Origin of the sequence: Devosia sp. (assembly GCF_017307565.1) — a bacterium.
GTDB lineage: Bacteria > Pseudomonadota > Alphaproteobacteria > Rhizobiales > Devosiaceae > Devosia.
In genome coordinates, this window is sequence record NZ_JAFKHD010000050.1 from 1 (window position 1) to 4,540 (window position 4,540).

Annotated in this window: 5 protein-coding genes, 1 tRNA gene and 1 pseudogene; 1 reads left to right on the forward strand and 6 read right to left on the reverse strand. The window is 62.2% G+C overall.

All coding sequences use genetic code 11. The features are described from left to right. The 4 genes from J0I64_RS00965 to J0I64_RS00980 form a co-directional block, all read right to left on the reverse strand. On the reverse strand, positions 1–409 hold a 409-nt coding region (locus tag J0I64_RS00965), incomplete at its 3' end, for a GTP-binding protein (protein ID WP_291405547.1). After that, the gene (cysD, locus tag J0I64_RS00970; RefSeq protein WP_291405539.1) at positions 406–1,314 is read right to left on the reverse strand and encodes a sulfate adenylyltransferase subunit CysD; all 909 of its coding nucleotides are present in this window, start codon (positions 1,312–1,314) and stop codon (positions 406–408) included. The genes cysD and J0I64_RS00965, both read right to left, overlap by 4 nt. Before the next feature lie 269 nt (positions 1,315–1,583). Next, a tRNA-Thr gene (locus J0I64_RS00975) sits at positions 1,584–1,659 on the reverse strand. Between the two features lie 59 nt (positions 1,660–1,718). Then, complete coding sequence (locus J0I64_RS00980; protein ID WP_291405541.1) at positions 1,719–1,874, reverse strand: hypothetical protein; 156 nt, start codon at positions 1,872–1,874, stop codon at positions 1,719–1,721. A 172-nt stretch (positions 1,875–2,046) separates the two neighbouring features. Between J0I64_RS00980 and J0I64_RS00985 the strand changes: the two genes are divergently transcribed. Next, positions 2,047–2,823 carry an NAD kinase gene (locus J0I64_RS00985; protein WP_291405543.1) on the forward strand — a complete coding sequence of 259 codons (777 nt, stop codon included), beginning with the start codon at positions 2,047–2,049 and terminating at the stop codon, positions 2,821–2,823. 6 nt (positions 2,824–2,829) lie between these two features. On the opposite strand, the gene J0I64_RS00990 is transcribed toward J0I64_RS00985, so the two are convergent. Continuing rightward, entirely contained in the window at positions 2,830–4,035 is a 1,206-nt protein-coding gene (locus tag J0I64_RS00990; protein WP_291405545.1) for a DUF2336 domain-containing protein, read from the reverse strand. Between the two features lie 88 nt (positions 4,036–4,123). After that, positions 4,124–4,540: pseudogene (locus tag J0I64_RS00995) on the reverse strand (hypothetical protein); the annotation flags it as partial.

The window sequence follows — 4,540 nt, forward strand, 5'->3', positions numbered from 1 at the left end:
CCAGGAGAAGCGCCAGGTCGGCGTTGGATGCGCCCGTGGCCATGTTGCGTGTGTACTGCTCGTGGCCGGGTGTGTCCGCGACGATGAACTTGCGCTTGTCGGTCGAAAAGAACCGATAGGCGACATCGATGGTGATCCCCTGCTCTCGCTCGGCGACGAGACCATCGACCAGCAGCGAGAAATCGATCCCTTCGTCGCCCACGGTGCGGTTGTGGCTTTCCTTGCGGAGGCTGGCGAGTTGGTCGTCGAGAATGAGCTGGCTGTCATAAAGCAGCCGGCCGATCAGGGTCGACTTGCCGTCATCGACGCTGCCGCAGGTCAGGAACCGCAGAAGGGATTTGTCGGTCTGCTGGGCGAGCCAGAGGTCGAGATTGGTGTCGGGCGAGGCCATGGCGAGGGTCATACTCAGAAATAGCCTTCCTGCTTCTTTTTCTCCATCGAGCCGATGGAGTCGCTGTCGATCAGCCGTCCTTCGCGCTCGGAGGTGCGGCTTGCCTGCATTTCCATGATGATGGACGGCAGGTCTGCGGCGGTGGAGCGAATAGCGCCGGTCAGCGGATAGCAACCGAGGGTGCGGAAACGCACGGTTTCGAGCCGCGGTGTCTCGCCCGGCGACAGCGGCAGCCGGTAATCGTCGACCATGATCAGCGTACCCGAGCGCTCAACCACCGGGCGGGGCTTGGCGAAATAGAGCGGCACGATCGGGACCTGCTCGGCATAGATGTAGGTCCAGACGTCCAACTCGGTCCAGTTGGAGATCGGGAACACGCGCATGCTCTCGCCGGGATTGAGGCGCGTATTGAAGGTGCGCCACAGCTCGGGGCGCTGGTTCTTCGGGTCCCAAGCATGCGAGGCATTGCGGTGTGAAAAGATGCGTTCCTTGGCGCGCGACTTTTCCTCGTCGCGGCGCGCCCCACCGATCGCAGCGTCGTAGCGCCCGGCATTGAGCGCCTGGCGCAGTGCCGCGGTCTTCATGATGTCGGTATAGCGCGAAGAGCCGTGATCGAACGGGTTGATGCCGTCGCGAACTCCATCCTGATTGGTATGGGTGATCAAGTCGAAGCCATATTCTTCGGCCGTGCGGTCACGAAAGGCGATCATTTCCTTGAACTTGAACGTCGTATCGACGTGCAGGAGCGGAAAAGGAATCTTGCTGGGAAAGAATGCCTTGCGCGCCAGATGCAGCAGCACGCTCGAATCCTTGCCGATCGAATACATCATCACCGGCCGCTCGAAACTCGCGGCGACCTCGCGCAGGATCTCGATGCTCTCGGCTTCCAGAGTCTGCAAATGGGTGAGACGGATATGGTTCACGATAGTCCAACCTGTGCGATGGAATGATCCAGCATATGAGGCTTGTACCTACTTGTGGAATCCCCTCTCCAGCAAGCTCCAAAATGGCGGAAACGCTAGGGTTTCAGGGCGCGAAGGCAAAATTGTGCGGCGCTGGTTCGCGTACCGACAAAGCCCTCCATGGGTACAGCAAACGCCGCTCAGCAGCGCGCGCAGCAGGCGGGCTAGACGCAAAAATAATTCTCGTCCCACCGGGTTGGGACAAGAAAGCGTAGCCATGTTTGGGAGCGTGGTGCCGGCAGCAGGGTTCGAACCCGCGACCCCCTGATTACAAATCAGGTGCTCTACCAACTGAGCTATACCGGCTTGGTGCAGGCCGTGTAGCATCGGTGCCGGACACCTGCAAGACACTTGGGACGCTGGGATCAACGCCGCTTGTCGTCGCTCACCGGTTTCTTCACATCGAGCGGCTGCTCGTGCATTTCCTTCTTACCCTTGTGGCCGAGATCATCGACATTGTCGTCCATCTGGTGGCCGGGACGCGTTTCGAGCAGAGCGGGTTTGGATTTCTGCTTTTCCATGGCAGCCTCCTTCACTAGGAGGTCAACCGCCGGCCTTCCCTTCGGTTCCCTCGGCACGCATTGGGCGGGCCGGCTGATGGACCTCATCTTCTTCACGCCAACGAAAGCTCGCCTTTCTCTCCCGCCTTTGCTACTAGCGGCCACCTGCCTGCGTTCGATTTTGGGGGCCAATGTGAGCGGTTCGGCTATTCCTCGCGTAGCGATCGTGACCAATGAGACGCCGGGCGCAGAAGCCGCCGCGGCGCGCCTCAGGGCCGTGGTCGGAGAGGTTTCCCTTGATGATGCAGACTACGCTATCGCGCTTGGCGGCGATGGCCTGATGCTGCAGACCCTGCACCGCGTCATGTCCCGGGGTATTCCGGTCTATGGGATGAATTTCGGCTCGGTCGGCTTCATGATGAACGACTTCGCCGAACGCGACATTGTCGAACGCCTGCAATCGGCCCAGCGCACCGAAATCTACCCGCTGTCGATGGATGTGCTCGATGCTTCCGGCAAGCACCGCACCGCCCTTGCGCTCAACGAGGTTTCGCTGTTCCGCTCGACCCATCAGGCCGCAAAGATCCAGATTGCCGTCGATGACGAAATCCGCCTCGAAGAATTGATCTGCGATGGCATCCTGCTCTCTACGCCCGCAGGCTCGACGGCCTACAATCTCTCCGCCCACGGCCCGATTCTGCCGATCGAGGCGCCACTGCTGGCGCTGACCCCGATTTCGCCCTTCCGTCCCCGTCGCTGGCGCGGGGCGATCCTCAGCAATCGCGCCACCGTGCGATTCGTCCTCCACGAGGCCGAAAAGCGCCCGGTCAGCGCCGTGGCAGACAATATAGAGATTCAGAACGTGCGCGAGGTCACCGTGCGAGAGGATCGCTCCCACGGCGTGACGCTGCTCTTCGATCCCGGCAAGAGCCTCGAAGAACGCGTTCTCAGCGAACAATTCAAGTTCTAGGGCCGCTTAGGCCGCAGGCAACTCCAGCAGCGCCGCTGTTTCCGCCGGAGGCAGGGCCATCGCGAGATGCGTCGTCTCGGCAAATGCGCGCATGACGCCGCGCGCGGCCTTTCGTGCCAGCGCAATGTTCTGCTCGCTGAGATAGGCGAAGGCTTCTTCCAACTCGGCAGGAATAATCCCGTCATAGTCGGCGATCAGCTCTTCGGTGAGGGCCGTCACGACATAGTGGCGCGCCGCGACGTCGTCGGCGAGGTCCGCGGTGCGGGCAAAAAGCACAAGCCGAACAAGCAGCTTGCCAAGGTCGACCGATAGGCCCGCGCGCTGGAACAGCGCCGTGAGCGCCGCCCGACTGCCGTTCTCGAGCAGCGTGAAGACTTTCTCGCGGCTCACTTCCGCCAGTTCGGCAACGCAGGAGGCGAAGAACATGACGTGGCCGGTGACCACGGCGTGCAGCAGGATGCGCGAATTGAGCTGGCTCGATCCGACGAGATCCTGCACAAATTCACGCTTGTGCTGGCAGGCCTCGGTCTCCCCGATTGCCGACAGCGCGGTGTCAGAGCCGTCGCGCAGAAGCCGGGCCAGGCGGTCAGGCGCCAGCGCGCCACGGACGATGCGGGTTTCGCGCAGGGCCTCGGTGACGCGCTGAACAAGGATCAGGCGCGCCGGCGCCGGAAGGTCGGCGCGCGCGAGCAGCGCACCGCGCATCTTGGCGTTCTGCCCCTTTGTCCGGGACAGTTCGACAAGCAATTCCTGGGCAATTGCGACATCGCCACGGCGCAGAACGCGAAGGGTGATATCTTCGTCTTCGCGCGCAATCAGCTCGGCAGCGATGCGCGGCGAAAGGGCCGCCCGCTGGGAGATGGCCAGCCACATGGACTGCTCGCCCTTGCGAACGCAGCCGAGCAGGTCGGCATCGATAAGTATCGGCGAATACTGGAGAATCGCGCGCGAAATGATCGGGCTGTCCTGCAACAGGGCGATCATGATCGGGCGCGGTGCGTCCAGCGAATGCAGTAGGCCATAGGCGAGCGCGGCGCGCACCTTGACCGAGGGGTCGTCGAGGAAGCTGATCAGCGCGGCATAGAGCGCCGCGTGTTCGTCTGCCGGGCCGTGATGATCGAGAAACGCCAAAGCAGCAAGATGCGCCGCGTGGCCGCGTTCGTCGCTATCGTTGGACCGGGACAGCCGGACAAACTCGCTATACTCGATCATTACTCTCTCCGCATCCGAGCGTAGAGAAGCCTAACCCAGAGTGTTTAAGGAACGGTTCACCATAAGTGGCAAGGTGCCGTTAAGCAGTTCAGCGCGCGTAGAGCTGGGTGAAAAACGCCGAGCCGCCGGCGGGCGGCGCTTCAGCTTCTTCCGGCACGGTCTTGAAGAGACCGGTGAAGGACATGTTGTCGGTCGAAAAGCGCGAGGGAACGACGGGCGGCGGCGCCGGTTGGCCGGGTGTCTGACCTGCGATCTGCTGGGCCGAAAAGGCTGAATTTCCGCCAGTTTCGTGCTTGGCGACGAGGACGCGATAGACTTCGCGGATCGTGCGCGGCTGGCCGTTGCTATAGAAAATCGCCCGGTTGGCGTCGGCCTGGCGGGGGAAGAGATTGACGGCCAGTTGGTCGGGATTTTCGAGGCCGGCCTTGAACATGCGCTCGGCGCCGTCGGCACCGAGGAAGTGGGCGATGTAGAGTTCGCCGGCGCTGGGATTGCGCCCGAATCG